This is a genomic window from Streptomyces sp. NPDC041124 (assembly GCF_055592385.1).
This window is the reverse complement of the sequence record NZ_JBVIYR010000006.1, coordinates 129573-152733: the sequence shown is the minus strand read 5'-3', so window position 1 is coordinate 152733 and position 23161 is coordinate 129573. Positions and strand designations below refer to the sequence as shown.

At 74.5% G+C, this 23161-nt stretch carries 21 protein-coding genes and 1 pseudogene; 11 read left to right on the top strand and 11 right to left on the bottom strand.

Annotated features, from left to right (window positions below; translation table 11 throughout):
• Nucleotides 1–7: 7 nt before the first annotated feature.
• Nucleotides 8–889, bottom strand: a complete 882-nt coding sequence (locus tag ACZ6A9_RS18085; protein WP_468986259.1) for an oxygenase MpaB family protein — start codon at nucleotides 887–889, stop codon at nucleotides 8–10.
• Nucleotides 890–1008: 119 nt separating this feature from the next.
• On the opposite strand from ACZ6A9_RS18085, the pseudogene ACZ6A9_RS18080 reads away from it, so the two are divergent.
• The 3 genes and pseudogenes from ACZ6A9_RS18080 to ACZ6A9_RS18070 all read left to right on the top strand — a co-directional run bounded on the left by ACZ6A9_RS18080 (nucleotide 1009) and on the right by ACZ6A9_RS18070 (nucleotide 3901).
• Nucleotides 1009–1285, top strand: a pseudogene (locus tag ACZ6A9_RS18080) (hypothetical protein).
• Between the two features lie 138 nt (nucleotides 1286–1423).
• Nucleotides 1424–2320 (top strand): hypothetical protein, encoded by an 897-nt coding sequence (locus ACZ6A9_RS18075; protein WP_468986257.1) that lies wholly within the window; start codon nucleotides 1424–1426, stop codon nucleotides 2318–2320.
• A gap of 183 nt (nucleotides 2321–2503) precedes the next feature.
• Nucleotides 2504–3901, top strand: coding sequence for a tannase/feruloyl esterase family alpha/beta hydrolase (locus ACZ6A9_RS18070; RefSeq protein ID WP_468986253.1), 1398 nt, complete (start codon nucleotides 2504–2506; stop codon nucleotides 3899–3901).
• 4 nt (nucleotides 3902–3905) lie between these two features.
• On the opposite strand, the gene ACZ6A9_RS18065 is transcribed toward ACZ6A9_RS18070, so the two are convergent.
• Nucleotides 3906–4091 (bottom strand): hypothetical protein, encoded by a 186-nt coding sequence (locus ACZ6A9_RS18065; RefSeq protein ID WP_468986249.1) that lies wholly within the window; start codon nucleotides 4089–4091, stop codon nucleotides 3906–3908.
• A gap of 162 nt (nucleotides 4092–4253) precedes the next feature.
• Between ACZ6A9_RS18065 and ACZ6A9_RS18060 the strand changes: the two genes are divergently transcribed.
• Both ACZ6A9_RS18060 and ACZ6A9_RS18055 read left to right on the top strand, forming a co-directional pair.
• Nucleotides 4254–7286, top strand: a complete 3033-nt coding sequence (locus ACZ6A9_RS18060; protein ID WP_468986248.1) for a DEAD/DEAH box helicase — start codon at nucleotides 4254–4256, stop codon at nucleotides 7284–7286.
• Nucleotides 7283–8551 carry an SWIM zinc finger family protein gene (locus ACZ6A9_RS18055; protein ID WP_468986246.1) on the top strand — a complete coding sequence of 423 codons (1269 nt, stop codon included), beginning with the start codon at nucleotides 7283–7285 and terminating at the stop codon, nucleotides 8549–8551. The genes ACZ6A9_RS18060 and ACZ6A9_RS18055 overlap by 4 nt, the downstream gene beginning before the upstream one ends.
• A 20-nt stretch (nucleotides 8552–8571) precedes the next feature.
• On the opposite strand, the gene ACZ6A9_RS18050 is transcribed toward ACZ6A9_RS18055, so the two are convergent.
• On the bottom strand, nucleotides 8572–9060 hold the full coding sequence (locus ACZ6A9_RS18050) for a hypothetical protein (protein ID WP_468986244.1): 489 nt from the start codon (nucleotides 9058–9060) through the stop codon (nucleotides 8572–8574).
• A gap of 635 nt (nucleotides 9061–9695) precedes the next feature.
• Nucleotides 9696–10862 carry a xylose isomerase gene (xylA, locus tag ACZ6A9_RS18045; RefSeq protein ID WP_468986241.1) on the bottom strand — a complete coding sequence of 389 codons (1167 nt, stop codon included), beginning with the start codon at nucleotides 10860–10862 and terminating at the stop codon, nucleotides 9696–9698.
• A gap of 115 nt (nucleotides 10863–10977) precedes the next feature.
• On the opposite strand from xylA, the gene xylB reads away from it, so the two are divergent.
• Complete coding sequence (gene xylB / locus ACZ6A9_RS18040; protein ID WP_468986238.1) at nucleotides 10978–12423, top strand: xylulokinase; 1446 nt, start codon at nucleotides 10978–10980, stop codon at nucleotides 12421–12423.
• Nucleotides 12424–12574: 151 nt separating this feature from the next.
• On the top strand, nucleotides 12575–13783 hold the full coding sequence (locus tag ACZ6A9_RS18035; RefSeq protein ID WP_468986233.1) for an ROK family protein: 1209 nt from the start codon (nucleotides 12575–12577) through the stop codon (nucleotides 13781–13783).
• A gap of 83 nt (nucleotides 13784–13866) precedes the next feature.
• On the opposite strand, the gene ACZ6A9_RS18030 is transcribed toward ACZ6A9_RS18035, so the two are convergent.
• Complete coding sequence (locus tag ACZ6A9_RS18030) at nucleotides 13867–14238, bottom strand: DUF4180 domain-containing protein (RefSeq protein WP_468986230.1); 372 nt, start codon at nucleotides 14236–14238, stop codon at nucleotides 13867–13869.
• A 122-nt stretch (nucleotides 14239–14360) separates the two neighbouring features.
• Here ACZ6A9_RS18030 and ACZ6A9_RS18025 point away from each other — a divergent pair, with 122 nt between their 5' ends.
• Nucleotides 14361–14756, top strand: coding sequence for a luciferase domain-containing protein (locus ACZ6A9_RS18025; protein WP_468986228.1), 396 nt, complete (start codon nucleotides 14361–14363; stop codon nucleotides 14754–14756).
• Nucleotides 14757–14777: 21 nt separating this feature from the next.
• Here ACZ6A9_RS18025 and ACZ6A9_RS18020 read toward each other — a convergent pair whose 3' ends face one another.
• From ACZ6A9_RS18020 to ACZ6A9_RS17995, 6 genes are all read right to left on the bottom strand, one after another.
• Complete coding sequence (locus tag ACZ6A9_RS18020) at nucleotides 14778–14972, bottom strand: hypothetical protein (RefSeq protein WP_125508696.1); 195 nt, start codon at nucleotides 14970–14972, stop codon at nucleotides 14778–14780.
• Nucleotides 14973–15074: 102 nt separating this feature from the next.
• Nucleotides 15075–15938, bottom strand: coding sequence for a phosphatidylinositol-specific phospholipase C/glycerophosphodiester phosphodiesterase family protein (locus ACZ6A9_RS18015; RefSeq protein ID WP_468986226.1), 864 nt, complete (start codon nucleotides 15936–15938; stop codon nucleotides 15075–15077).
• A gap of 183 nt (nucleotides 15939–16121) precedes the next feature.
• Nucleotides 16122–17198 (bottom strand): acyl-CoA dehydrogenase family protein, encoded by a 1077-nt coding sequence (locus ACZ6A9_RS18010; protein ID WP_468986222.1) that lies wholly within the window; start codon nucleotides 17196–17198, stop codon nucleotides 16122–16124.
• Nucleotides 17195–18376, bottom strand: a complete 1182-nt coding sequence (locus ACZ6A9_RS18005; protein WP_468986220.1) for an acyl-CoA dehydrogenase family protein — start codon at nucleotides 18374–18376, stop codon at nucleotides 17195–17197. The genes ACZ6A9_RS18010 and ACZ6A9_RS18005 overlap by 4 nt, the downstream gene beginning before the upstream one ends.
• The gene (locus tag ACZ6A9_RS18000; protein WP_468986217.1) at nucleotides 18373–19350 is read right to left on the bottom strand and encodes an NADPH:quinone oxidoreductase family protein; all 978 of its coding nucleotides are present in this window, start codon (nucleotides 19348–19350) and stop codon (nucleotides 18373–18375) included. The genes ACZ6A9_RS18005 and ACZ6A9_RS18000 overlap by 4 nt, the downstream gene beginning before the upstream one ends.
• A gap of 109 nt (nucleotides 19351–19459) precedes the next feature.
• On the bottom strand, nucleotides 19460–20035 hold the full coding sequence (locus ACZ6A9_RS17995; protein WP_468986212.1) for a helix-turn-helix domain-containing protein: 576 nt from the start codon (nucleotides 20033–20035) through the stop codon (nucleotides 19460–19462).
• A 65-nt stretch (nucleotides 20036–20100) separates the two neighbouring features.
• Here ACZ6A9_RS17995 and ACZ6A9_RS17990 point away from each other — a divergent pair, with 65 nt between their 5' ends.
• The 3 genes from ACZ6A9_RS17990 to ACZ6A9_RS17980 are packed head-to-tail and all read left to right on the top strand — an operon-like array spanning nucleotide 20101 to nucleotide 23134.
• Entirely contained in the window at nucleotides 20101–21078 is a 978-nt protein-coding gene (locus tag ACZ6A9_RS17990) for an NAD(P)/FAD-dependent oxidoreductase (RefSeq protein ID WP_468986209.1), read from the top strand.
• 56 nt (nucleotides 21079–21134) lie between these two features.
• The gene (locus ACZ6A9_RS17985; protein ID WP_468986203.1) at nucleotides 21135–22673 is read left to right on the top strand and encodes an ATP-dependent DNA ligase; all 1539 of its coding nucleotides are present in this window, start codon (nucleotides 21135–21137) and stop codon (nucleotides 22671–22673) included.
• A complete protein-coding gene (locus tag ACZ6A9_RS17980; protein WP_468986199.1) occupies nucleotides 22670–23134 on the top strand; it encodes an NUDIX hydrolase in 465 nt (154 codons plus the stop codon). The genes ACZ6A9_RS17985 and ACZ6A9_RS17980 overlap by 4 nt, the downstream gene beginning before the upstream one ends.
• The last annotated feature ends 27 nt before the right edge of the window (nucleotides 23135–23161 follow it).

Here is a 23161-nt window from a genome sequence, read left to right as displayed (position 1 = left end):
CGGGCGGTCAGTCCGGGTGCCGTACCGGGCAGCCCCGGAGTCCCGGTACGGGAGTGGTGCCCAGGTCCGCCAGCCGGTAGCCGCCGGGATAGCTCTTGATCTCCCGGTTCTGCCGGGCGAAATGCGGGACGTCGCGGGGCGGCAGCAGCCGTACCGCGCGGCCCCTCAGCCGTACCGCGCGGCGCACCCACGCGCGCGTGGCCGCACTCGGCGGGGTGTAGCGGAAGGCGCGCAGCAGGGGCTCGTCGAGCAGGGCGAGCGTGGCCGTGCGCAGCGCGGGGGCGAGCGGGCGCGGGTACCAGGAGGCCATGAGGTCGAGGGTGGCGTCCGAGACCCGCCGCGCGCCGTCGTCCCAGCCGAAGTGGGTTTCCTCGTAGGCGTCCAGGAAGCTTTCGAACTCCTCGTAGGAGCCGGGGATGTCCTTGATCCCCATGTGCCGGCCCAGGGTCCGGTAGTGGACGGCGCTCGCCACGATCTCGTGCCGTGACAGCCTGCGCCACCCGTAGGCGTCGATCCACCGCCGGGGCATTACCACGAACGTGCACAGCACGTAGCGCATGTCGTCGTCGGGGATGTCGTAGGCGTGGTGCATCCGGTTGATGCGGCGGATCGCGGTCCGGGCCCGGGTGTCGGCGAACCCGTGCTCGACGACGGCGTCCAGGAGGAGCGCGGTGTCGTCGTAGCGTTTCTGGGAGCGGTCGGTGAGCTCGGCCGTCGCGGCGAGCAGCCGCCCGATCCGGGGTACGGCGTAGGTGCGGTAGAGGGCCAGTTCCAGGGCCCGGGTGTGGTCCCAGGGGAACTCGTAGGCCGAGCTGAGCCGGTAGATCTCCGTGGCCTGCCGGTAGGGGTCCATCCGCCGGATCCGTTCCAGCTGTTCGAAGCGCCGCACAGTGCCGCCCCCTTCTGCCGTCGGAGTCGTCACTCTACGGTGAGCGGCGGGAGGTGCACGGTCGGTGAGGGCGACGGCGTCTGGGGACGGCTGACCGCACGGGGGAGAAGGCCCGTGGGATCGGGAGCGGGGTGGCCGGCAGTCTGCGCGGGGAACGGCGCTCCCGGGCCGGGAAGCGTCCGCACAACCTGTTCGAGGCCGCCGCGGCCTACGTCGCGGCGTGCGCGGAGGACGATCAGGACCGGATCGACGAAGCGGCCGGCTGGGTGTCGCCGGAGGCATTGTCGTCCGGGGTCGAGGAACTGGCGTGCCGTGCGGTCGTGGCGCTCGCGCGGGAGCGGAACGAGTGACCCGGGGACGGTCGCGCGGGCGCTGCTGGGGCTTCCGGCCGTCTGAAGCACCCGCCGGCGGGTGGCCGATTCGCCCCCGTCCGGCCGGAAACCTGCAGCTCCGGGCGCGCCGGCGGGGTCGTGACAAGGGGCGCGGGGTCGGCATATGGTGCGCGCCGACGGACGAACCGATGGGGAGGCTGGGATGGCCGGGACGGACGAGGAAGCCGTCGCCGCCGCGGACGATGCGCTCTACGTGCTGACGGCGGCGTTGCTGACGCCGGCGAAGTTCCCGAGCGTGCTGGGCGACGACTATCCGGAGGCGTGCGCCGCGCTCGGCCTTCCGCCGGTCGCGGACGGGTACGGGCTGGTGCTCGGCCAGGACGGCACGGGCGCCCGGTGGACCGTCGTCGTCGACGACGTCTCGCTGGTCGCCGTCGCGATCGCGTCGTGGGACTGCGGCATGGAGCACGACCTGTCCCCCGACGAGCGCACGGTCGTCACCGCGCTGCCCGGCTGGCCGCTCGCGGTCGCGGTGGCCGCGCCGGACGTGCCCGCGCCGCACGATCCGGGCCCCGACGTCACGGACGGTCCCGCCCTGACGCCGCCGGACGCCGGGGTGTGGGGTCCGGCGCAGCGCCGTCTGGGAGCCGACGAGATCGCGCTCCAGTGGGCGGCCTGGCGGGAGCAGGTCGACGACGCGGCGTTCCCCGCGCCGGGCGGTCCCGGGGAGACGGCCGACGGCACCGAGGGGCCCGGCGGTTCCGTGCCTGGCGGAGGGAAGGACGGTGAGGGCGCACGGGGCGGCGGCCCGGACGCGCGGTCGCCGGGTGGTCACGGCGGGATCCGGCGGGTCCTTGCCGAGGCACGTGCCTATGTCGACTCGCCGCCCCCGCTCGGCCGGGTCCGCTCGTCCTTCGCTCCGGGCGGTGCCCGCACACTGCGTGCCGACGGGCCCGGATGGTCGCTGGTGGCCAGGACGGACGACATCGCGTTCGTGCTGCTCGACGACGAGCCCGGCGAGGTGCTCCCGGTGGGCCGGGGGCCGGAACTGCCGGGTCTGCTCGAGGCGCTCGACCAGATGGCCGTACGCCCGCTCTGAGCAGGCGCGGCCTTCGGTGAGGGCGCGGGTGCCGGACGTTAGCGTGTGCTGCGGCTCCACGTGCGGGGCGCCGTTCCGTGCGGCGCCGCCCGTCGGCGACGGCGAGGGCGGTCCCTCGGCACGGGACACTTCCGTGATCGGCTCCGTCCACCTGCCCGCTGCCCGTCCCTTCCGGAGGCCGTCGTGCGCCCCTCCCGTCGCGTTCCGCTGCTCGCCACCGCCACCGCCCTCGCCATCGCCACCGCCGCACTGGCCGCTCCGGCTCCGGCCGGGGCGGCGGGGGACGGCGGCTGTGCGCACCTGGACCGGGTGCGGGTGCCCGGCGCGGTCCACCAGCGCGGTGCGTGCCTGGCCGATCTGACCACCGCCGGCCTGGCCGGTACCCCCTACACCGACATGGCCGACCAGGCGGGGCTGACCGCGGCGGCCACCCGGTCGCCGTCCGGTGTGCCCGGGACGCAGATCGACGGCTACTTCCCCGACTCGTCCCGCTTCAACGACACGCACGGCTGGGCGCACGACGCGCAGTTCGTGATCCGGCTGCCCGACCGCTGGAACGGCGGGCTGGTGGTCACCGGCGCGCCGGGCAACCGCAGGCAGTACGCGACCGACACAGCGATCTCGGACCAGGTGCTGGCACGCGGCTACGCCTACGCGGCGACCGACAAGGGCAACAGCGGTGTCGACTTCCACCTCGACGGCGACCGGCCCGGTGACGCGGTCGCCGAGTGGAACACGCGGACCACACAGCTCACCCGTGCCGCGCGGCAGGCCGTGGCGCAGCGCTACGGGCGCAGCCCGCGGCGCACGTACATGACCGGTGTCTCCAACGGCGGTTACCTGACACGCTGGCAGCTGGAGAACCACCCGGAGCTGTACGACGGCGGGGTGGACTGGGAGGGCAACCTGTGGAGCGGCCGGGGCCGCCAGCCGCTGACCTCCCTGCCGGTGGCGGTGGCCAGGACGCTCGGCAGGGCCACCGACGAGGACATGTACGCGGCGGGCTTCCCCCGGGGTTCCGAGTTCCTGTGGCCGTACCACGAGAAGGCCTACTGGGGCGTCACGCAGAAGATCTACCGTGCCGAGTTCGACCCCGCCTACGATCCCGACTGCCCCGGGACATCCACGGGGTCGACGCCGGAGCGGATCCTCGCGCCGTGCCCCTCCGACGCCGCCTACGACTACGCCTCGCGCCCCGCCTCCGTGCACCGTGCCGTGCAGCGGGTGGCGCTCACCGGACGGATCGGCCGCCCCCTGATCACGCTGCATGGCGATCTCGACGCGCTGCTGCCCAAGGCCGTCGACTCGGACGTGTACGACGGCATGGTCGAGTCGCACGGGCTGGGGCGACTGCACCGCTACTACACGGTGGAGGGCGGCACGCACGTCGACAGCCTGTACGACAGGCATCCGGACCGGCTGCGGCCGATCCTGCCCTGCTACCGCTCGGCGTTCGACGCGCTGGTCACCTGGGTGGAGCGGGGAGTCACGCCGCCCGCGGACCGGACCGTCGAACGGCCCGCGGACGGCGATGTGGTCGACTCCTGCGCGCTGGAGCCGGGCGGGGCGGCGGCGCGGTAGCGCCTCAGCGGCCCAGCTCCTTGCGCGAGGCGCGGCGGCGCAGCCTGCGCCGCTGAGCGGGGTCGAGGGCGAGATAGGCGGCGGCCGGGACTCCCAGGACTATCAGGAGCGCGGCCCACCAGGGCAGCCAGATGAGCAGGATGAGCCCGGCTGCCACACCTCCCGCGGCGATCTTGGCGTTGTTCGACATGGATGTCGCCTCCTTCGCGGCCACTGCCGCTCTCTGTCGTGAAAACGGGCCCGCCCTGCCGGCGGTTCCGGACCGCGACCCTGAGCCGCCCCTGAGGTGCGACCCCTAAGGTGTTCCCGGCGCCCGTCGGAGCCCTTCGGCGGAAACTCCGACGCACCTCCCATGGTGTCCCGGATCACAGCACACGCCTACCCGGTCGTCGCCGCCCATGCGGTACCCTCGGCGACTCCGGCTTCACTAGTCAAGTTTGAGGACTTCGACATCGCTGCGCTGACGACTCTCCCCGCATGCTCCTCCGCCTTCTCCGCCTTCTCCGGCTCCTCCGGCTCCTCCGCACTCATCCGCTGCCCTGCCGTGTTCGTGCCCGGCGACCCCGCCCGCACGGGCCGGATCGCGTTCTGGCGGCCCGACGGCGAGGTCCCGCCGTCCGCCGGCCCGGTGCCGCCCGAGGACCTGACCGTCGCCGTGCCGGTGGGCGACGGGATCGAGACGGTGGGCGTCCCGGCCGTCGTGCTGCCCCTGCGGACCGCACTGCCCCTCCTGGCGCGGGCTCGGACCGACGCCGAAGGCCACCGGGCCGCCCGCTTCTGGGGCGCCGCCGCCCTGCACGCCCTGCGGCTGGTGGCGCGCGGCCTGCTGCTGCCCGGCCTCTCCCCCGCCGACCACGACGCGTGGCGCGTGGGCCCGCTGGACGCCGCGGACATCGACGCGGTCCGCCGGCTCGCCGCCGCGATGCCGCCCGAGGCGCACGCCGTGCCGCTGAACGGCGGCGGCGCCCCGAGGCTGCCCGACCCCGAGCAGGTGCTGCGCGCCTTCCTCGACGCGGTCGCCGACACGCTCCCCCGGTCTCCCGCCGCCCGCCTCGTGACCGGTACCGCGGCCTTCGCGGCTTGGGAGCCGCAGCGGCTGCCCGGACTGCGGGCCTGGGCCGCCGATGTCGCCGCGGGCCACGACGCGGGCGTACGGCTGTCGCTGCGGATCGAGGTGCGCGGACTGACGGACCCTGCGGACGACGTGTCCGCCGGAGTGGCGGACGCCCTGTCCGACGACACGTTCGACACGGCGGGCGTGTCGTTCCGCGCCGTCCTGCAGATGCACGGGGTGAGCGACCCGGCCCTGGTCGCGGACGCCGCCGACGTCTGGTCCGGGCGCGCGGACGCGGCCCTCGGCCCCGCCGCGCGGGGGGACGCCCTGCTCGCACTGCGCCGCGCGGCACGTGTCTGGGCTCCGCTGACGCCGCTGCTGTCGGCGAGCGTGCCGGACGCGGTCGACCTCGCGGAGGAGGAGATCGCCGAACTCCTCGGCCAGGGCGGCCGGGCGCTGGCCGGTTCGGGTGTCGACGTGCACTGGCCGAGGGAACTGGTCCGCGAACTCACCACGCGCGCGGAGATCGGTCCCCGCGACGACGACCGGCCGGGGGCCGGATTCACCGAGGGACCGTCGTCCCTGTCCGCCGACAGGCTGCTCGCCTTCGACTGGTCCTTCGCCGTCGGCGGCCGGCGTCTCACCCGTGAGGAACTGGACCGGCTGGCGGAACAGAACCGCCCCCTCGTCCGGCTGCGCGACCAGTGGGTCCTCGTCGACCCCCGGGAACTCGCCCGGGCCCGCGCCCGCCAAGCCTCCGTGCTCGCCCCGGTCGACGCGCTCGGCGCCGCCCTCACGGGCTCCGTGGAGGTCGACGGCAGCCGGATCGAGGTACGGCCCACCGGGTGGCTGGCGGCCCTGCGGGACCGGCTCGCGGACCCCGAGGCGCAGGAACCGGTCGCCCAGCCCGCCGCCCTGGCCGCCACCCTGCGGGACTACCAGCGGCGCGGGCTGAGCTGGCTGGCCCGCATGACCTCCCTGGGTCTGGGCTGCTGCCTCGCAGACGACATGGGCCTGGGCAAGACCGTCACCCTGATCGCGCTGCACCTGCACCGCGGGAGCGACCCCGCGTCGGCGGGCCCCACCCTCGTGGTCTGCCCGACCTCGCTGATGGGCAACTGGCAGCGGGAGATCGAACGGTTCGCCCCCGGCATCCCCGTACGCCGCTTCCACGGCGCCCGGCGGTCGCTGGACGGCCTCGCCGACGACGAGGTCGTGCTCACCACGTACGGCACGATGCGTCTGGACGCCCCCCGGCTGGCCGGGGTCCCGTGGGGCATGGTCGTCGCCGACGAGGCCCAGCACGTGAAGAACCCCTACTCCTCGACGGCCCGGCAGCTGCGCTCCATCGGCGCGGGCGCGCGGGTGGCGCTCACCGGGACACCGGTGGAGAACAACCTGTCGGAGCTGTGGGCGATCCTCGACTGGACGACACCGGGACTGCTGGGCCGGCTCGGTACGTTCCGGACGCGGTACGCGGACGCCGTCGAGAGCGGGCGGGATCCCGGCGCCGCGGACCGGCTGGCCCGGCTGGTGCGGCCGTTCCTGCTGCGCCGCCGCAAGTCGGATCCGGGAATCGCGCCCGAGCTGCCGCCGAAGACGGAGACCGATCACGCCGTCTCGCTCACCCAGGAGCAGACGGCGCTGTACGAGGCCGTGGTCCGGGAGGCGCTGGCCGAGATCTCCGGGGCCGACAGCATGGCGCGTCGCGGGATGATCGTGAAGCTGCTGACCGGCCTGAAGCAGATCTGCAACCACCCGGCGCAGTTCCTCAAGGAGGAACGACCGGTGGTCGCCGGGCGCTCCGGGAAGCTGGAGCTGCTGGACGAACTCCTCGACACGGTGCTCTCCGAGCGGGCGGCCGTCCTGGTGTTCACGCAGTACGTGGGGATGGCACGGCTGCTGGAGCGGCATCTGGCCACGCGGGGTGTGGCGACGCAGTTCCTGCACGGCGGCACGCCGGTCGCCGAACGCGAGGCCATGGTGCGCCGTTTCCAGGACGGCGCGGTCCCGGTGTTCCTGCTGTCGCTGAAGGCGGCGGGCACCGGTCTGAACCTGACCCGTGCGGAGCACGTCGTGCACTACGACCGCTGGTGGAACCCCGCCGTCGAGGCGCAGGCGACGGACCGCGCGTACCGCATCGGCCAGACCCGGCCGGTGCAGGTGCACCGGATCATCGCCGAGGGAACCGTCGAGGACCGCATCGCCGAGCTGCTGGTGCGCAAGCGGGAACTGGCCGACGCGGTGCTCGGCTCCGGCGAGGCGGCGCTCACCGAACTGACCGACGCCGAACTGGCGGACCTGGTCGAGCTGCGAGGGGATGCCCGGTGAACGCGTACGACGACGGGGCCGAGGTGGAGCGCACCTTCGCGGCGCTGCCGCCCGCGCGCGGCCGGGGGTTCGCGCAGACCTGGTGGGGCCGGACCTGGATGACGGCGCTGGAGGACACGGCACTGGACACCCAGCAGCTCAAGGCCGGCCGCAGGCTCGCCCGTGCGGGTGCGGTCGGCGCGGTGTCGGTGCGCCCCGGTCGCATCACGGCGGTCGTCCAGGACCGGGACCGCACGCCGTACCGGGCGGACGTCCTGCTGCAGGAGCTGTCCGGGGAGCAGTGGGAGCGGTTCCTGGACATGACCGTCGAGCGAGCCGGTCATGTCGCGGCGCTGCTCGACCGGGAGATGCCCACACATCTGGTCGAGGACGCGGAGCTCGCGGGCGTCGAACTGCTGCCGGGCCTGGGCGATCTGGAACCGGAGTGCGGCTGCGGGGCCTGGGACCACTGCGCTCACACGGCGGCACTGTGCTACCAGGTGGCCCGGCTGCTGGACCAGGACCCGTTCGTCCTGCTGCTGATGCGGGGACGGGGTGAACGCGCCCTGCTGGACGAGCTCCACGCGCGCGGCGACGCGTCCGCGGGGCGGAGCGCGCGAGGCGCAGAGGGCGTGGACGCGGCCGAGGCCTACGCGGCCGGGGACATCCTGCCGTCGCTTCCCGGGCTGCCCGTACTGCCGCCGGAGCCCGGGATCCCGCCGTCGCTCGACACCGAGACCGGGCCCGCCGCGGGCATCGACGCGTCCGCGCTCGAGTTCCTCGCCGCCCGGACCGCCGAGCGGGCCCACCGGCTGCTCGCGGAGGCGCTGCGGGACGGGCCCGACGAGCGTGCCGCGGAGCCGGAGCCGTCGGTGGCCCGGGACGCGGTGCGGCTGGCCGCCGGGGAGCCCTCCGGCGCTGTGGCGGACCGGCTCGCCGAGGGGTCGGGGCGCGGCCGGGAGGGGCTGGCTGCGGCGGTACGGGCCTGGCGGCACGGCGGTGGGGCGGCACTGGCCGTGCTGGACGAGGAGTGGACGGTGCGGGGCGAGAGCCTGGCACGGGCGCGCGCCGCACTGGGATCGGCCTGGGAGGACGGCGAACGGCCGGCCCTGACGTCCCGGGCCAACCGCTGGACGGTCGTCGGCGCTCCCCTGCAGCTGCGTCTGAGTCGTGACGGCCGTTGGTGGCCGTACCGCAAGGAGCGCGGCCGATGGGTCCCGGCGGGTGGCCCCGCCCAGGACCCGGCGACCGCACTCGCCACGGCGGAGGGCGCCTGCGCGGAGTGACCGCGGACCACCCTCCCGCGTCAGGGCAGTGGGACGTCGTCCAGGGACGGCAGCAGCGATTCCAGCCCGCTGGGCAGATCGCTGGGAAGCGCGGTCGGGATGCCTGACGGCAGTTCGGTGGGGAGGCCAGAGGGCAGCCCGGTGGGGAAACCCGACGGCAGTTCGGTGGGAAGGCCGGAGGGCAGCCCGGTCGGGAAACCCGACGGAAGCTCGCTGGGGATGCCGTCGGTGGCCGTGCTGCGCTCGCCGGGCTCCTCGTCCGGCGAGTCGCCGTCCCGTGAGGCGAGGAGGACGACGAGGGAGACCGCCACGAGGGCCGCGATCACGGCGAGCACGATCAGCACCGGTCGGCGCCCGCCGGGACCGCGTCCGGGGCCGCCGCCGTGGTCGCCGGGCGGCGGGGGCGGTGGGGCGCCCCCGTACGAGGGCGGACCGAAGCCGCCGCCCGGGGGCGGCGTGTCGTCCGGCGGACCGGGCGGCTGCTGGGGCGGTACGGGTGGCGTGGCCATACGCCCCATGGTGGCCGCGGATGCGGTGTGCGCGAGGGCGCCGCGCGGGAGCGGGTGCGCGCTCGTAGCTTCCGGTGGCCCGATCGCGGCGTACGCGCGGAGAGCGTGCGGGGCGGGGAACGGGCGCGAGGAAGCGTCGTGCTCCGGCGGACGCGCATGGCGATGCGGGGGGACCGACCCGCGGCTCACGATGTGCGATGTGGTCCCGCGCCGCGGGTCGCGGCCGGCCTGCGATCGGTCCCGTCGCCGACCGCACGGCACAGTGGGCCGTCGACGGGGCGCCGGCGCGAGTGCGCGAGGGGCAGGCCGCGTCACGTTCCCCGACCGTGGCGGGGGCCGGCGTCGGCGCGATCGAGGAAGTGCCGCGCGGGTGCGGTGCGCCCGTACCGCGGGCATCCCGCGGGACCCGGGCGCCCGCCGGGTCCCTGCCGCACGTTCGGCCGTGGGCGCGGCGACCCGGTTCGTGGAGCACGCGCGTGTCCGTGGCTCCGCCGTACCGCCCGGACCCCGGCGGGGGCGTCGGCTGCCTCCCCGTGCGCACGGCACTCGCCGACCGCACGGCCTCGTACGCACGGCACCCGCCGACCGCACGGTCCCGTGCGCGCCGCGGCCGGTGCGCACGGGACGCCGGGTGTTCAGCCACGCGCTCCCAGGAGGTGGTCCATCGCCAGCTGGTCGAGGTGCTCGAAGGCCATGCCCCGGGCGGCGGCCGCGTCCGGGTCGAAGTCCTCGAAGGCGGAACGGTCGTCCAGCAGGCCCTGGAGGCCGTCGGCCGCCGTGGGCTGCGCCAGCTCGTCCAGACGGGCCGCGCGCAGCGCCTCCTGCACCTCCGGGTCGGCGCGGAAGGCCGCCGCGCGCTCCTTGAGGATCAGGTAGTTGCGCATGCAGCCGGCCGCCGAGGCCCACACGCCGTCGAAGTCCTCGGTCCGCGGCGGCTTGAAGTCGAAGTGCCGCGGACCCTCGTATCCGGCCGACTCCAGCAGGTCCACCAGCCAGAAGGCGGCGCGCAGATCGCCCGCGCCGAAGCGGAGGTCCTGGTCGTACTTGATGCCGGACTGGCCGTTGAGGTCGATGTGGAAGAGCTTGCCCGCCCACAGGGCCTGCGCGATGCCGTGCGGGAAGTTCAGCCCGGCCATCTGCTCGTGGCCGACCTCCGGGTTGACGCCGTACAGCTCCGGCCGCTCCAGGCGCTCGATGAACGCCAGGGCGTGGCCGATGGTGGGCAGCAGGATGTCACCGCGCGGCTCGTTCGGCTTGGGCTCGATGGCGAAACGGATGTCGTAGCCCTGGGAGGTGACGTACTCGCCGAGCAGGTCGAAGGCCTCCTTCATCCGGTCGAGGGCGACACGGACGTCCTTGGCGGCACCGGACTCGGCACCCTCACGGCCGCCCCAGGCGACGTAGGTCTGCGCGCCCAGCTCGACCGCGAGGTCGATGTTGCGGATGGTCTTGCGCAGCGCGTACCGGCGCACGTCACGGTCGTTGGCGGTGAAGCCGCCGTCCTTGAACACCGGGTGGGTGAACAGGTTGGTGGTGGCCATCGGCACCTTCATGCCGGTGTCGTCCAGCGCCTGCCGGAACCGCTTGACGTGCTCCTCGCGCTCGCTGTCACCGGAGCCGAAGGGGATGAGGTCGTCGTCGTGGAAGGTCACGCCGTGGGCACCCAGTTCGGCCAGGCGCCGGACCGACTCCGCCGGGTCGAGGGCACTGCGCGTGGCGTCTCCGAAGGGGTCCCGTCCCTGCCAGCCGACGGTCCACAGTCCGAACGTGAACTTGTCCTCGGGGGTGGGCTGGTAGTTCATGCCGCGGCTCCTCGCTGCTGCTGAGACTATTTCGTCATGGCGATTTACAAATTAGTATGCAGGAGCATTTCTGGGAAGAGACACACCCCGCCGGGTGCGGAAGAGGGAGAGACCGATGTCAGCAGCCGAGGGTCCGCTCGTCGTCGGCGTGGACACATCCACCCAGTCCACCAAGGCGCTGGTCGTCGACGTGGCGACCGGCAGGGTCGTCGCGAGCGGCCAGGCCCCGCACACGGTGAGCTCGGGGGCCGGCCGGGAGAGCGATCCGCGCCAGTGGTGGGACGCCCTGTCGGAAGCGCTGCGCCAGTGCGGCGAGGCGGCGCACGAGGCCGCGGCGGTGTCGATCGGCGGGCAGCAGCACGGTCTGGTCACCCTCGACGCGCACGGCGAGCCGGTCCGGCCGGCGCTGCTGTGGAACGACGTGCGGTCCGCGCCGCAGGCCCGCCGGCTGGTCGAGGAGCTGGGCGGCGCGACGTTCTGGGCGGAGCGCACGGGGAGCGTGCCCGCCGCCTCCTTCACGGTCACCAAGTGGGCCTGGCTGGCGGAGCACGAGCCGGACGCGGTGCGCGCCACCAGGGCCGTCCGGCTCCCCCACGACTACCTCACCGGGCGGCTCACCGGGGAGGGCACGACCGACCGCGGCGATGCCTCCGGCACCGGCTGGTGGGCCTCGGCGACGGAGGCGTACGACGAGGAGATCCTCGCCCATGTGGGCCTCGACCCCGCGCTGCTGCCGCGCATGGTGCGGCCCGGCGAGGTGGCCGGGACCGTGCGGGACGGTCACGACCTGCCCTTCTCCAGGGGCACCCTGGTGGCGTGCGGGACGGGTGACAACGCCGCGGCCGCGCTGGGCCTCGGGGTGCGCCCCGGCACGCCGGTGATGAGCCTCGGCACCTCGGGCACCGTGTACGCCGTGTCCCGGCACCGGCAGGCCGACCCGACCGGCACGGTGGCGGGCTTCGCCGACGCGCGCGGCGACTGGCTGCCGCTGGCCTGCACCCTGAACTGCACGCTCGCCGTGGACAGGGTCGCCGCCCTGCTGGGCCTGGACCGCGAGGCCGTCGAACCCGGCCACGGCGTGACCCTGCTGCCCTTCCTGGACGGCGAGCGCACTCCGAACCTCCCCCGCTCCTCCGGCCTGCTGCACGGTCTGCGCCACGACACCACCGGCGGCCAGCTCCTCCAGGCCGCCTACGACGGCGCCGTGTACTCCCTGCTGGCCGCGCTGGACCTGGTCCTCGACGAGGACGCCGACCCGTCGGCGCCCCTGCTGCTGATCGGCGGCGGCGCCCGCGGCGCGGCCTGGCAGCAGACCGTGCGGCGTCTGTCGGGGCGGCCCGTGCAGGTGCCCGGTGCGAGGGAGCTGGTCGCGCTCGGTGCGGCGGCGCAGGCGGCCGGGCTGCTCACCGGGGAGGACCCGGCCGCGGTCGCCCGGCGCTGGAACACGGCGGCCGGGCCGGTGCTGGACGCGGTGGAGCGGGACGAGGAGACGCTGGCCAGGCTGGCCGGGGTACTCTCCGACGCGGCCGTGCTGCTGGAGCGCGCCACGGACGCCGGCTGACGGCGCCCCGCCGCTCCGGGGGCGGCGGTCCGTGTCCGCCGGTCGGCCCGGCGGACGCACACAAACCCCCCGGGGGTGCGCGGACCGACCGACCGGGTGGGGCTGCCGACAGCACTGCCGACGACCGCAGAGACCGAGGAACGACGGAGGAATGAGCGCACCGCCGCACAGAACCCGCCCGGCCGGCCCGGGACGCGCACTGCCCGACACCCAGCAGGGCATGCGCCGCCGCAACCTCTCCCGCGTGATGCACACCGTGAGCGCCGAGGGGCCGCTGTCCCGGGCCGCCGTCGCCTCGCGCATCGGCCTGACCCGCGCCGCGGTGTCCACGCTGGTCGACGAGCTGATCCGTTCGGGCCTGCTGGAGGAGCTGGGGCCCGAACGGCCGGGCCGGGTGGGCCGGCCAGGTTCCGCACTCGCCGTCAGCGGGAACGGCCCCGCGGGGATCGGCGCCGAGGTCGGCGTCGACCATCTCGCGGTCTGCGCGGTCGACCTGCGCGGACAGGTACGGGCCCGGGCGGTGCGGCACGTGGCGAACCGGGACCGCTCCCCCGAGCCGGTGCTCGGGGAGCTCACCGAGCTGGTCCACCGGGTGGTCGCCGAGGCGGAGGGCGAGGGGCTGTGGCCGGCGGGTCTGGCCGTCGCCGTGCCCGGCCTGGTGGCCCGGGACGCCCGGACCGTCGTACGCGCCCCGAACCTCGGCTGGCTCGGCACCGACCTCGGTGACCTGCTGCCCGCGCGGTTCCCGCTCACGGTGGCCAACGAGGCCAACTTCGGCGCGCTGGCCGAACTGTGGCTCGGGGCGGACACGCCGCGGGACTTCCTCCATGTGTCGGCCGAGATCGGTATCGGTGCGGCGGTCGTGGTGGACGGGCGGCTGCTGCACGGGAACCGGGGTTTCGCGGGCGAGCTGGGTCACGTACCGGTGTGGCCCGACGGGCCGGGGTGCGCCTGCGGCGGACGGGGCTGTCTGGAGCAGTACGCCGGTGAGGAGGCGGTCCTGCGCGCGGCCGGGCTGGAGCCGGGCGAGGACCGCGTCGGTCTCCTCGCCGGCCGCGCCGAGCAGGGCGACGCCGACGTACGACGTGCCCTGCACGACGCGGGAACGGCGCTCGGCATCGCCCTCACCGGGGCGGTGAACCTGCTGGACCCGCAGAGCGTGGTGCTCGGCGGGGCCCTGTCCCGGCTCGCACCCTGGCTGCTGCCCTCCCTGCGCTCCGAACTGGGCCGCCGTACGGCGGGACCGGCCTGCCCCGTCTCCGTGTCCGCGCTGGGCCCCGAAGGTCCCCTGCTGGGCGCGGCGCATTCGGTGGTCCGGGGAGTCCTGGACGACCCGGCGACCGTGGCCGGGCGCACCTGACCCGGGCCGGGCCCGCCGGGTGACGTCTCCCGCAGCTCCGGCGGGCCCGCGGGCGGGGCGCCGTCGGCCCGGCGGGCGCCGTGTCAGGCCGGGGTCAGCCGCTCTTGGAGTTCCGTCCGGTCGGTCACGAACCACACCTGGCCGCCGCGGTTCGCCTCGCGGACGAAGTCGCGCAGGGCGTCGCTGCCGGCCACGCGGGCGGTGATGTCGCCGACGATCACCAGGCGGATCCGGTAGTTGGCGAACTTCTGCACCACGTCCCCGGCGACACCCGACCGCAGTGTGAAGAACTCCTCGGCCACCCGGTCCACCGGGACGGCCACCACCTCGGCGTGACAGCCCATGGCATCGCCGATCAGGTCGAGGGCGGTGTCGCCGCCGCTCAGCTTCCTGCCGTCCGGGCCGCAGTGCAGGACCGCGACACCGTGCGAGGTCACGAGATCATTGGCTGTCATGGACTGAGCGTACGTCAAGGGCAGGTGCGGCTGCCGGGGTTGTGCCGGTCCGCCACCTCACCGCTCGATTACGAATCGTCCAACTGCTGGTGGACAGACGTTGAGCAAGCAACCATGAGGGCATGACACCGGCGCAGCGTGCCATCGAGAGACTGCTCACCTGGCCCGATCTTTCGGCCTCTCCGGCCGCGTGCGGCACGGGGCAGGCGCTCCGCACCGTGCGGGACGAGATCGTCCACTTCCACTCCGCGCGGGACGTGGACCTTCACCTGACCGACCGCGCGATCCAGCGTCTGACCTACGACCTGGACGGATCGAGTGCGATCCAGCTGGTCCCGGGGTCGTGCTGGGTGACGGTCCACCTGGACTGCGCCACGGACGTGGACCTGCTGATGAGCCTGGTGAGCGTCGCCCTCAAGGCGCACCAGAACCGGCCACCCTCCACCCTGCCGACGGCGGCCGGGTGCAACTTCCACCGGGTCACCGTGCTGCCGCGCGACGCGGCGGCCGGCCGCTGAACCACGGGGCGCGGCCCGGCCTCACGGCCGCAGACTGCCGACGATGTCGGCGGTCGCCGTGAGGCCGCTGTGGATGGTGGGCGCGATGCTGGTGCTGGCCAGGTAGAACCCGAGCAGCAGACAGACCAGCGCGTGGGAGACCTTCAGCCCGCTGTTGCGCAGGAAGATCACCGCCAGGACCGAGAGCAGCAGCACCACAGAGATGGAAACGGCCATCGTCAACCTCCTCCGCCACATCCCTTTCGCGGCGTTCGGCCGCAAGTGTGGCCTAGCGGAGGGTTCGTCCGGGCTGCTGACCTGTCCGCCGAACGTGTGGTGTCACGTCCTTCGGCGGGCGTCGAGGAAGGTTTCGAGCCCCGCGAGGTCGTCGGTGTTGAGGTGGTCGACGTCCGCCGCGACCAGTTCGCCCCACAGCGCGTCGCGGGCGGGACCCGGCAGGTCCGGGGTGGCCCAGAAGCGCACCCGCTGCCCGCGCGCGTGTGCGCTGCGCACGATGCCCCGCAGCTTGCGGCGCTCGGCGGCGGGGAAGGGACCGACGCCCCGCCAGGTGAAGTGCAGCGTCCAGTTGTCGCTGATCAGCGGGACGAGGGAGGCCGGCGCGGGGGTGCCGAGGTCGGTGAGCCGCCCGTCGTAGAAGGCGCGGCGCACCCGCTGGGCCTCCATGGGCGCGCGGGCGGCGCGGTCACCGGAGATCACGGCGGTGACGGGGCCGGGCAGCACCCTGCCGTGCGCGTAGGTGGTGAACAGGTGCCGGTATCGGCGCAGATGGCGGTCGAGTTCGAGGTAGGTGGAGGAGCCCTCGGTCTTGATGTCGATCAGCAGCTGGAGCGGCCCGCGGTGTCCGCGGTACACCGCGCCGCGGTTCGCCCGGACACGGGCGGCGAGCGGATCCAGGTACAGCGATGCCAGGGTGCGGGACGGGTCCAGGTCCTCGGGGTCGTGGGCGACGAGGAGTCGGCCGTCGACCAGGAAGATGTCCGCCTCGACGCTGCCGAAGCGGTGGTCGAGGGCGTCGAGGAGGGGGCGCGGGTGCTCGTAGTCGTTGTGGGCGTGGGCGCGCCACAACGGGCGCGGCCGGTGGCCGCGTTCACCGGCGAGCGCCCGGGTCGCGGGGAGGGCGGCCGAGCCGGCGAGGGCGGCGCCTAGAGTGGTGAGGGCTCTGCGGCGGGTGGTGAGGACCATGCTCTGCCTCCCTGGAGGTGCCGTACGGGGTCCCCGTGAGTATGGGGTCCGGCAGGCCCAAGGAGCAGTGTCCTGCGGGGAGTTGGCTGATCCGCCGTCGTCCGTTCACCTCACCGGCACCGCGGGGCGCACAGCGGGAAGCCCGCCCCGGGAAGGGGCGGGCTTCGGCGGCCGTCCTGTGGTTCAGGGGGCGCGCAGGTCGACCAGCTCGGCGAGTGCCTCGCGGTGGGCGCCCGCCGTGCCGTAGGCGATGGAGTCGGCCTTGGCGCGCTTGAGGTGGAGGTGCACCGGGTGCTCCCAGGTCATGCCGATGCCGCCGTGCAGTTGCAGTGCCTCCTCCGCGGCGCGGACCGCGACGGGGGCGGCGTAGGACTGGGCGACGGTGACCGCCACGTCGGTGTCCTCGCCGGTGGACAGCGCGTCCGCGGCGTTCCGCGCGGCCGCGCGGAGGTTGACGGTCTCCAGCCACACCTGGGCGAGCCGGTGCTTGATCGCCTGGAATCCGCCGACGGGGCGGTTGAACTGCTTGCGGTCCTTCAGGTGACGGACGGTTTCCGTCAGCGACCATTCCGCGACGCCGAGTTGTTCCGAGGCGAGCAGTCCGGCGCCGGCCCGCAGGGCGCGGCGCACGGCGGGTTCCGCGTCGCCGAGCCGGCGGCCCCGGGCACCGTCGAGGGCGATCCGGGCGAGCGGGCGGGTGAGGTCCAGGGACGTCTGCGGGGTGACGGTGACCGCGCCGGCCTCCACCGCGTACAGCCCGCCGTCGTCCGCCGGCACCAGCAGTACGTCGGCGACCGCGGCGTCCGCGATGCCGGTCAGCTCCCCGTGCAGGGCGCCGCCCTCCAGCCGCACGGTGGCGAACGCCGCGCGGGGAGCGGTGTGCAGTCCCACCGCGAGGGCGCCGATCCGGCGCCCCGACGCCAGCCCGGCGAGCAGGTCGCCCGGCTCGGGGCAGGCCAGCAGCGCCTCGGTGGCCACCACGGCGCTCGTCAGGTAGGGCACGGGAGCGACCGCGCGCCCCAGTTCCTCCAGGACGACGGCGGTCTCGCGGTGGGTGGCGCCCTGACCGCCCCTGTCCTCGGGGACCAGCAGCCCGGCGAGGCCCATGCCGTCGGCGAGCGACTTCCACAGGGACAGGTCGTGCGGGGCGTCCGACCCGATGCGGGCGATCACTCCGGACGCGTCGCAGTGGTCGGTGAGCAGGTCCCGGACGGCGGCGCGCAGCGCCTCTTCCTCCTCCGAGTACAGCAGATCGCTCATCGGGCCAGGTCCTTCCACGGGACGTCCTTGTCGGTGCGCGGTTCGGCCGGCAGGCCCAGGACGCGCTCGGCGACGATGTTCAGCAGGACCTCGCTGGTCCCGCCCTCGATGCTGTTGCCCTTGGAGCGGAGGTACCGGTAGCCGGCGTCGCGCCCGGTGAAGTCGACGAGTTCGGGACGGCGCATGGTCCAGTCGTCGTACAACAGGCCTTCCTCACCCCGGAGTTCCACTTCCAGGCCGCTGATCTCCTGGTTGAGGCGAGCGAAGCCCAGCTTCATTCCCGCGCCCTCGGGGCCGGGCTGTCCGGCGACGAGCTGCTGGCGCAGGCGTTCGCCGGTGAGCCGGGCCACCTCGGCCTCGACCCACAGTCTCAGCAGCCGCTGGTGCAGGTCGTGGGTGCGCAGTCCGGGCCGTTCGCGCCAGGTCTTCGCCACGGGGCCGATCATGCCGCCTTCGCGGGGCAGCCGCATGCCGCCGATGGCGACGCGCTCGTTGTTCAGCGTGGTCTGCGCGACCCGCCAGCCGTCGCCGACCTCGCCGAGCCGGTGGGCGTCGGGAACGCGGACGCCGGTGAGGAACACCTCGTTGAACTCGGCCTCGCCGGTGATCTGGCGCAGCGGGCGCACCTCGACACCGGGGTCGGTCATGTCGCAGACGAAGTAGGTGATGCCCCGGTGCTTGGGCACGTCCGGGTCGGTGCGGGCGATCAGGATGGCCCAGCGGGCGAGGTGGGCGCTGGACGTCCACACCTTCTGCCCGTCGACCACCCAGTGCTCGCCCTCCCGGACGGCGCGGGTGCCGAGTGCCGCCAGGTCGGAGCCGGCGCCCGGCTCGCTGAAGAGCTGGCACCAGACCTCCTCGCCGGTCCACAGGGGCCGCAGGAAGCGTTCCTTCTGCTCCCGGGTGCCGTACTGGAGGATCGTGGGGGCGGCCATGCCGAGGCCGATGCCGATGCGGCGCGGGTCGTTGTCGGGGGCTCCGGCGGCCTCCAGTTCGGCGTCCACGACGGTCTGGAGGGTGCGCGGGGCGCCGAGGCCGCCGAGGCCTTCGGGGAAGTGCACCCAGGCGAGTCCGGCGTCGAAGCGGGCGCGCAGAAAGTCCTGGCGTGCGGTGTCGGCCGGTGGGTGGGCGGCGAGGAACTCCTGGGTCCGGCGGCGCAGTTCGGCGGCGTCGGTCATGATGCGGCTCCGTTCTCCGGCGCGGGCAGCACGGCGACGCGCCCGGTGGTGACGCCGTCGGCGACCCGCTGCACGGCGTCGGCGGCCCCTTCGAGGTGGACGCGCTCGCTCACCAGCGGCTTGATCGCGCCCCGGGCGGCGAGGCCGGTGAGCTGTTCGTGGCAGTGCTGGACCAGCTCGGGGTTCTTGGTGTTGTACAGGCCCCAGTGCAGGCCGAGAATCGAGTAGTTCTTGACGAGGGCGTGGTTCAGGGCGGGGCTCGGGATGGACCCGCTCGCGAAGCCCACCACGACGATGCGGCCCTCGAAGGCGACGGCCTTGGCGGACTGGGCGTAGGCCTGCCCGCCGACGGGGTCGTATACCACGTCGGCGCCCCGTCCGCCGGTGGCCTCCTTCACCGCGGCCACGACGTCCTGCTCGCGCCGGTCGATCACCACGTCGCAGCCCAGTTCCCGGGCGACGGCCGCCTTCCCGGCGCCGCCGGCCACACCGATGACGGTGGCTCCGGCCGCCTTGCCGAGCTGCACGGCGGCGCTGCCGACCCCACCCGCGGCAGCGTGGACGAGGAGGGTCTCGCCCGCCTCCAGCCGGGCACGGCGGTGCAGGCCGAACCAGCCGGTCTGGTAGCCGATGTGCAGTGCGGCCGCCTCGGCGTCGTCCAGCGCCTTCGGCGCGGGCAGCAGCGCGGCGGCGTCCGCGACCGCGTACTCGGCGAAGCCGCCGTGCGGCAGCGCCGGGTTGGCGATCACCCGGCGCCCGTCCTCGGTCTCGCCGCAGATCTCCACACCGGGGGTGAACGGCAGCGGCGGCCTCACCTGGTACTGACCCCGGCACATCAGCGCGTCCGGGAAGTTGATGTTGGCGGCACGCACCTTGAGCAGGACCTGCCCCTCACCGGGCGTCGGCCGTTCGACCTCCGCGAGGCGCATCGCCTCGCCCGGTTCGCCGAGCTCGTGCACTTGCCATGCCTGCATGCGGGGCCTCCACGGGACTGTGAACGTCGTGTTCGCGCCTGACCGGGTCCATCGCATACTAAGCGGTCGCTTGCCTGGAGGGAACCGCCTCTGCCCCGGAAGGCCCGCGTCACGCCCTCTTGGGCCGCGCCCTCACGTGCATGCGCTCCCCCTGCGCGCCGAACAGGCTGAGGAACTCCACCGGCCCCTCCCCCGTCGAGCCGAACCAGTGCGGCACACGGGTGTCGAACTCGGCCGCCTCGCCCGCCGCCAGCACCACGTCGTGGTCGCCGAGCACCAGCCGCAGCTTCCCGGACAGCACGTACAGCCACTCGTATCCCTCGTGGGTGCGCGGGTCGGGTTCCTGCTTCCGCCGGGGCTCGAGCACCTTGTACGCCTGGAGGCCACCGGGCTGGCGGGTGAGCGGCCAGTGGGTGCGGCCGTGGCGGACGATCGGCTCGGACGCGCGGACGCGCGGATCGCCGACCGGTGGCGCGCCGACCAGTTCGTCCAGCGCCACCCGGTGGGCCTGCGCGATCGGCAGCAGCAGTTCCAGGCTCGGCCGGCGCAGCCCTGACTCCAGCCGCGAGAGGGTACTCACGGATATGCCGGTCGCCTCCGACAGCGCCGCGAGAGTCACCTCCCGCTCCTTCCTGATCCTGCGCAGCCGGGGGCCCACGTCCGCGAGTACGTCATCCGTCGTCATACCGCTATTGCAGAATCGGCAAGGTTGTTTGTCAATGCGGCACCGGCTGGGCGACCGTCGTCGTCATGGAGGTGGTCACGATGAACGAATCCGACACACTGAACGCGGCGGACCGCGACGGGATCCACGACGTGGTCGTGGTCGGCGGCGGGCCCGCGGGACTCTCCGCCGCCCTGGTGCTGGGCCGGGCCCGGCAGCGCACACTGGTCGTCGACGCGGGCGAGCCGCGCAACGCGCCCTCGTCGCACATGCAGGGCTATCTGACCCGGGACGGAATGTCACCGGCCGATTTCCTGGCGCGGGGACGGGAGGAGATCGCCCGATACGGGGTCCCGCTCGTCCGCGACCGGGTCACGGACGTCACCAGGGACGGGGACTTCACCGTCACACTGGGGACGGGCGCGGTGGTGCGGGCCCGGCGGCTGCTCGTGGCGACCGGGCTGAAGGACGAGCTGCCCGACGTCGAGGGGGTCGCCGAGCGGTTCGGGCGGGACGTGCTGCACTGCCCGTTCTGCCACGGCTGGGAGGTGCGCGACGAGCCCTTCGGTGTGCTCGCGTCGAGCGCGATGAGCGTGCACCAGGCGCTGATGGTGTCCCAGTGGTCGAAGGACGTGACGTTCTTCCTGCACCGGGTCGCCGAGGCCGAACTGTCCGACCAGGACCTGCGCCGGCTGGCCGCCGCCGGGGTCGCCGTGGTGCCCGGTGAGGTCGCCGGGCTGGTGGTGGAGGACGACCGGCTCACCGGGGTGCGGCTGGCCGACGGCACCGTGCACGCCCGCTCGGTCCTCTTCACCGGACCCCGCCCGGTGCCGCGGACCGGTCTGCTGGAGCGGCTGGGCGCGGAGCTGGACGAGACCCCGTTCGGCGCCTACCCGGTGGTCGACCCGACCGGTCTGACGACGGTGCCCGGCGTCTGGGCCGCGGGCAACGCGATCGGCTTCTCCGAGCAGGTCGTGCACGCGGCGAGCGGCGGCTACCGCGCGGCGGCCGCGATCGTCGGGGACCTGCTGATGACGCGCCTGGACGCCGCCGTGGACGCGTAGCCGTCCCGCCGGCCCGCCGGGGTGTGGAGCGGACGGCTCCGTAGCACCATGGCCGCATGTTGCTGTCCCGGCTGGCCCGTGTGTCCCAGGAGGTGGCCGCCACCTCGGCGCGGTCCCGGAAGATCACCCTGCTCGCCGAGCTGTTCCGGGAGGCGGAGCCGGCCGACGTGCCGGTCGTCATCCCGTACCTGGCGGGCCGGCTGCCGCAGGGCCGGATCGGTGTGGGCTGGAAGGTGCTGAGCCGTCCCGTCGCCCCCGCCACCGAACCGTCCCTGACCGTGCGCGAGGTCGACGCGCGGCTCACCGAACTGGCCGGGGTCGCCGGACCGGGCTCGCAGGCCGAGCGGGCCCGGCTCGTCGGCGAGCTGCTGGGCGCCTCCACCGGGGACGAGCAGCGGTTCCTGTTCGGGCTGCTCACGGGCGAGGTCCGGCAGGGCGCCCTGGACGCGGTCGCCGTCGAAGGGCTGGCGCGGGCGACGGGGGCCCCGCCGGACGCCGTGCGGCGGGCGGTGATGCTGGCCGGCTCGCTGCAGTCGGTCGCCGGGGCACTCCTGGCGGACGGCCCCGGGGCGCTGGAGCGCTTCCGGCTCACCGTCGGCCGGCCCGTGCTGCCGATGCTGGCGCACAGCGCCTCCTCGGTCGCCGAGGCGGTCGGGAAGCTGGGGGCCTGCGCGGTCGAGGAGAAGCTCGACGGCATCCGCGTCCAGGTCCACCGCGACGGCGACACCGTACGCGTGCACACCCGCACCCTCGACGACATCACGGACCGGCTGCCGGAGGTGACGGCGGCGGCCCTGGACCTGCGGGGCGAGCGGTTCATCCTGGACGGGGAGGTCATCTCCTTCGACGGCGACGGCCGGCCCCGCTCGTTCCAGGAGACGGCCGGCCGGGTCGGCTCCCGGACGGACGTGACGGCGGCCGCACGGGAGGTCCCCGTCTCCCCCGTCTTCTTCGACGCGCTCTCCGTCGACGGCCGCGACCTGCTGGATCTGCCGTTCGCCGAGCGGCACGCCGAGCTGGCCCGGCTCGTTCCGGAACCGATGCGGGTGCGGCGCACCGTGGTGTCCGGCCCGCAGGAACAGGGCGCGGCGGAGGAGTTCCTGACCGCGACGCTGGGGCGCGGCCACGAGGGCGTGGTGGTCAAGGGCCTGGACGCTCCCTACAGCGCGGGCCGGCGCGGCGCGTCCTGGCTGAAGGTCAAGCCCGTGCACACGCTGGACCTGGTGGTGCTGGCCGCCGAGTGGGGCCACGGCCGGCGGACCGGGAAGCTGTCCAACCTGCACCTGGGCGCGCGCACCGCCGACGGCGGTTTCGCGATGCTCGGCAAGACCTTCAAAGGCATGACCGACGCGATGCTGGCGTGGCAGACCGAGCGGCTTCGGGAGCTGGCGGTCGACGAGAGCGGCTACGTCGTGACGGTGCGCCCCGAGCTGGTCGTGGAGATCGCCTACGACGGCCTCCAGCGCTCCACCCGCTACCCGGCCGGCGTCACCCTCCGCTTCGCCCGCGTGCTCCGCTACCGCGAGGACAAGCGCCCCGAGGAGGCGGACACCGTGGAGACCCTGCTCGCCGCGCATCCCGAGGTGCGGCCGTGACCGGCGCACGCAGCGCCGGGCTGCTGCTGTTCCGGCACACCGGACAGGGCATCGAGGTGCTGCTCGGTCACATGGGCGGCCCGTTCTTCGCCCGGCGGGAGCGCGGGGCCTGGACCGTGCCGAAGGGCGAGCACGACCCCGGCGAGCCGGCCTGGGAGGCGGCGCGGCGCGAGTTCGAGGAGGAACTGGGGCTGCCGCCGCCGGACGGGCAGCCGCTGCCCCTCGGGGAGGTCCGGCAGTCCGGCGGGAAGACCGTCACGGCGTGGGCGGTCGAGGCCGACCTCGACCCGGCGACGGCCGTGCCCGGCACGTTCGAGATGGAGTGGCCGCCGAGGTCCGGGCGGATCCAGGAGTTCCCGGAGCTGGACCGGGTCGCCTGGTTTCCCCTGGAGCGGGCCCGGGAGGTGATCGTCTCCGCGCAGAGCGCGTTTCTCGACCGCCTGGCGGAGCACTCGCCCTGAGGAGCCCTTCCGCGTTGCGCCGCCCAC

What these genes read in the sequence shown, in the direction of transcription:
- ACZ6A9_RS18075 (WP_468986257.1), top strand. Translation starts at nt 1,424, where the DNA reads ATGGCCGGGACGGACGAGGAAGCCGTCGCCGCCGCGGACGATGCGCTC.
- ACZ6A9_RS18065 (WP_468986249.1), bottom strand. Translation starts at nt 4,091, where the DNA reads ATGTCGAACAACGCCAAGATCGCCGCGGGAGGTGTGGCAGCCGGGCTC.
- ACZ6A9_RS18060 (WP_468986248.1), top strand. Translation starts at nt 4,254, where the DNA reads ATGGTGTCCCGGATCACAGCACACGCCTACCCGGTCGTCGCCGCCCAT.
- ACZ6A9_RS18050 (WP_468986244.1), bottom strand. Translation starts at nt 9,060, where the DNA reads ATGGCCACGCCACCCGTACCGCCCCAGCAGCCGCCCGGTCCGCCGGAC.
- xylA (WP_468986241.1), bottom strand. Translation starts at nt 10,862, where the DNA reads ATGAACTACCAGCCCACCCCCGAGGACAAGTTCACGTTCGGACTGTGG.
- xylB (WP_468986238.1), top strand. Translation starts at nt 10,978, where the DNA reads ATGTCAGCAGCCGAGGGTCCGCTCGTCGTCGGCGTGGACACATCCACC.
- ACZ6A9_RS18035 (WP_468986233.1), top strand. Translation starts at nt 12,575, where the DNA reads ATGAGCGCACCGCCGCACAGAACCCGCCCGGCCGGCCCGGGACGCGCA.
- ACZ6A9_RS18030 (WP_468986230.1), bottom strand. Translation starts at nt 14,238, where the DNA reads ATGACAGCCAATGATCTCGTGACCTCGCACGGTGTCGCGGTCCTGCAC.
- ACZ6A9_RS18025 (WP_468986228.1), top strand. Translation starts at nt 14,361, where the DNA reads ATGACACCGGCGCAGCGTGCCATCGAGAGACTGCTCACCTGGCCCGAT.
- ACZ6A9_RS18020 (WP_125508696.1), bottom strand. Translation starts at nt 14,972, where the DNA reads ATGGCCGTTTCCATCTCTGTGGTGCTGCTGCTCTCGGTCCTGGCGGTG.
- ACZ6A9_RS18015 (WP_468986226.1), bottom strand. Translation starts at nt 15,938, where the DNA reads ATGGTCCTCACCACCCGCCGCAGAGCCCTCACCACTCTAGGCGCCGCC.
- ACZ6A9_RS18010 (WP_468986222.1), bottom strand. Translation starts at nt 17,198, where the DNA reads ATGAGCGATCTGCTGTACTCGGAGGAGGAAGAGGCGCTGCGCGCCGCC.
- ACZ6A9_RS18005 (WP_468986220.1), bottom strand. Translation starts at nt 18,376, where the DNA reads ATGACCGACGCCGCCGAACTGCGCCGCCGGACCCAGGAGTTCCTCGCC.
- ACZ6A9_RS18000 (WP_468986217.1), bottom strand. Translation starts at nt 19,350, where the DNA reads ATGCAGGCATGGCAAGTGCACGAGCTCGGCGAACCGGGCGAGGCGATG.
- ACZ6A9_RS17995 (WP_468986212.1), bottom strand. Translation starts at nt 20,035, where the DNA reads ATGACGACGGATGACGTACTCGCGGACGTGGGCCCCCGGCTGCGCAGG.
- ACZ6A9_RS17990 (WP_468986209.1), top strand. Translation starts at nt 20,101, where the DNA reads ATGGAGGTGGTCACGATGAACGAATCCGACACACTGAACGCGGCGGAC.
- ACZ6A9_RS17985 (WP_468986203.1), top strand. Translation starts at nt 21,135, where the DNA reads ATGTTGCTGTCCCGGCTGGCCCGTGTGTCCCAGGAGGTGGCCGCCACC.